General features: G+C 41.2%; 3 protein-coding genes. All 3 read left to right on the forward strand.

The annotated features are described in order from the left end of the window. The coding region (locus tag ACFIKG_RS08780; RefSeq protein WP_375652142.1) for a hypothetical protein at positions 1 to 1,336 on the forward strand (1,336 nt) is incomplete at its 5' end. Next, complete coding sequence (locus ACFIKG_RS08785) at positions 1,336 to 3,519, forward strand: hypothetical protein (protein ID WP_375652143.1); 2,184 nt, start codon at positions 1,336 to 1,338, stop codon at positions 3,517 to 3,519. The genes ACFIKG_RS08780 and ACFIKG_RS08785, both read left to right, overlap by 1 nt. A gap of 16 nt (positions 3,520 to 3,535) precedes the next feature. Continuing rightward, on the forward strand, positions 3,536 to 3,831 hold a 296-nt coding region (locus ACFIKG_RS08790), incomplete at its 3' end, for a transglycosylase SLT domain-containing protein (RefSeq protein WP_375652144.1).

A 3,831-nucleotide genomic window follows, 5' to 3' on the forward strand; every position in this document is an offset into this window, starting at 1 on the left:
TTTACCTTATTTAACCCCTTCTTCCCCTATAGCAACTTTTGGTTCACAATCAAATCCTTTAGGTTTAGCTAAAAATACTTCACCTTTACCAGATGTAAGTTCGTCTTTAAGATCGGCAGGCAGAAAACCGTATGTACCGTCTTCAGTCCCTTCTTTACCAGTAGCGACCTTTGGTTCACAACCAAATCCTTTAGGTATGGAACCTTTGCCTAATGCAATTGAAACTTCAGATTTGGCATCATTGAAACCAAAGCAGTCTCAATTACCAGAGCCTATTTCATCTGTAGAACCACAGAAGTCTGTACAGCCACAACAGAGTACTGTTCCTCACCAAGATACTGGTTCTCAACAGAGTTTTTGGGATTACTTGCGTAGTCCTGAGTTTTTACAAAGATTATCAGATTATGGGATTGGTTATGCATTATCAGATGGGACGATAGCACAAAGTTTAGCGAATGCAGCTATGAATCTTCGTCGTGGTGATATGGAAAGAGAAAAAAGAGGGCAGGTTAACCAGACCGTCGAATATCTAAAATCTAAAGGGTACAGTGAAGAAGAGGCGCGGTTCATGGCACGTAATCCGCAAATGCTTAGTGCGATGCTAACAGGTGGTGATAAACCTCAGTTAGATAAAGGTTATGAATGGGATCCCAATTCACAACTAGGTGAACGTAGAGCGAGACCGGTTAAGGGGTCGATGCAGGAACTTGAGTATAATCAAAAACTACAAGCCCAGAAAGAGTGGGAGGGTAGAAGGATAAAAAATATGTTCACCACCAAGCAGCAGTTGAGAGCTGGATTAAATGATCTGAAAGCTGCTTTTGAACTCATTCAAAAAGGTAGTGCTACAGGATTTAAGGGGTGGTTTACGAAAAAAGCTGGTGGAAGTGATGGGTACAAATTAGACAAATTATTGGAGGGAATTAGAGGTGGTGTTCTAAGGACGGTATTTGAGAATCTAAAATCGATGAGTCCTAGCGGAACAGTAGGAACTGGTCCTATATCAAATTTTGAAAGTCAGGCACTATCATCAATGTTTGGTTCTTTGGATGTTGGGCGAGATAAAGAGGGATTGGAGAGGACTTTACAAGTAATTAAAACAGCATTTGATTTTTTCAATAGGCATAATGATCTTCAACTGTACAACGCATTAACAGGTCAGCCTATAGATACGCCCCAAGAAATCTCTGATAAATATTTTGTAGATTCACCGATGTCACAAGGAGGTGGTGCAAATATACCTATAATGAAATGGCAGGAAGGTATCGACAGAGATGATATCACTGTGTTTATAGATGCGTCTACCGGTAAGCGTATTGAAAAGGAAGAGTATTAATGAATACTTATACTAGCATTCCAGAATATGTAACATCTAAAAGTGGAAAACGTTACCGTTTGCGTGTTCTCGATGACAATTCGAGAGGTGGCACTCCAGAATATGTAACATCTAAAAGTGGAAAACGTTATCGTTTGCGTGTTCTCGATGATGCTCCGAATTTTGAAGAAACACCATCATCCCAACATCCCGAAATAAGTGAAAGTGAAGCTTTTTGGAACTCTTTAAAGCATGGATTGAGTTTTAATTTAGATGATGAGATTGCGGGGATTACAGCGGCAGGACGTGATTCTGATGATGAGTTGGCAATAAGTGCTTTTTTGAAGGGGCTTTACAACTATTGGACTGGAGATAAGAAAACCATAGAAAAATATGAGAAAGAAGCCAATAGACTACGTGATTATTATCGTAGGATGAGTGATCAACATTATTGGACTTCTTTTGCTGGAAATGCTTTAGGGTCGGCAATCCCTTCCCTTGCGACTTTAGGAGGAGGATTGTTAGCCTCAGGAGCACGCTTTGTAGCGCCTACACTTGCAAGGAATGTGGCGGGGTCAAAATTAGGTCAAGCCTTTTTGAAAGCAGGTCAGTTACCCCCAAGTCGATTTGCAAGTCCATTTTTAGGCATCACGAACAAAACAACATTGCCTCATTTGCTTAAAGTAGGAGCGGCATCTGGAGCATTACATGGCGCAGGAGAAGGCGAAGGACTTGGTAATACACTTACAAGTACGTTATCTGGTGCAGGTTTAGGAGCGGGCGGGGCATTGGTTGGAAGTGCTTTAGGTCATTTGGCTGGTTCTACTGTCGGTGGAATACGAAGACTTCTTTCTCCTTCTCATAAGCAAGGTGTTGCAACAGACACGTTAAGAGCAATCAGTAAACATTTAGGTAAGGAGGCGTCTGAAGAGCTAGGAGAATCTTTTAAAAAAGCAGTTCCTACCGATTACGTAGCTGATCATAGTCCTTTTTTACAGGATCTTGTTTTTGATATCGCGAAAAGAAACCAAGGGGCTTATCTTGATTTAACCAAGAGAGCTGAACAGAGAGCGTTGGGAGGAGGGGAGCGTATTCATCAGGCAGCAGATGAACACTTTGTTCCTCGTCAAAATGTTACAGGTTTAAAAGATGATCTTATCGCGATTAGGAAAGCAGAACCACATACTCTTTACGAAATAGCTCAAAAAACACCAATAGGAGAACAGCATTATGGTGCTCTTAATGAATTAATGAAGCGTCCATACTTCAAACAGGCTTATAAAGGAGGGGTACAGGAATTCACGAGTGGTGGCAAAGAAGTCAGTTCGTTTTCTTCTGAAAAATTTAATCTCCTTAAAGAAAAACCCAACATGGGAGTTCTCCATGAAACGAAGGTTAAACTTGGTCTTATGAGAGATGAAGCCGAGAAGATAGGAGATAATAGTAAAGTTCATACCTTAGTTGGCATTCAGAAAAAGTTATTAGAGCTTATGGATGATATATCGCCTAAATATAAGAAGGCACGATCATTGTATCACCAATATAGTTCACGTTTAGATGCCATGGATGAAGGTTCCAAAATTCTTAGCAAGTCGGTTAATAAGGATGAGTTCAGTAAAATCTTTGATGAATTACCAAAGGCACAACAAGAATACTTTAAAAAGGGTTCAAGGGCAGAACTTTTACAAGGTATGGGTCAAACAAAAGACGAAGTGTCCAAGGCAAAGGAGATTTTTGGTACGAATGATCTGTATAAACGATTTGCAAAGATTTATGGAGCCGATAAAGCTTCTGCGGTCAAGAAGGTTGTCGAAAAAGAAGCTAATTATGCAGATTTTTATAACAGAATACTAGGTCGTGTAGCGGATGAAAAGATATCTTTTACGCATAATGTCAGTATGCCAACGGGTAAACGTGATGCAGCTGTACAATTAGCAAAAGCTGCTGGGAAGTCTGCTTGGATTCCTTTCAAAGAGGCGGCGTTTAGAGAGCGTCAACGGATTGAAAAGGATGTTGTCAAATTGTTAACAGGGGGGACACAGATTAAGAATGATCAAATTGTAGCTCTCATTCAACGCATGGTAAACGCGCATCATAAGGGATATGCGACAAAAGAATGGTTCAAAAAGCTTTCTGCTGCTTTGTTTGGAGGTGGGGGAAAAGCCTCAACGGAGGAGTTGAATTTATTGAGTGCATTTGAGTAAGGGAGGAGATTAGGCTATGACCCGTTATAGTCCTGCTGTTAATCAAGCGATACGGCAAACGGCAGCGCGATATGGTTTGCCAGAGAGCTATTTGTACCGTGTTGCGCAAGTTGAAAGTGGAGGCAATCCGAATGCAAGGAATCCACGTTCTTCTGCTGGTGGGTTGTATCAATTTATCGATAGCACCGCCAAACAATATGGTTTGCAGGATCGTTTTGACCCCATGCAAGCGGCAGATGCCATGGGGCGGTTGACACTTGATAATCGCAATCATTTAAGCCGTCTGTTGGGAAGAGCGCCTAGTGAAGCGGA

The sequence above is a fragment of the Bartonella sp. LB28NMGDW genome, assembly GCF_042194435.1.
Lineage (GTDB): Bacteria > Pseudomonadota > Alphaproteobacteria > Rhizobiales > Rhizobiaceae > Bartonella > Bartonella grahamii.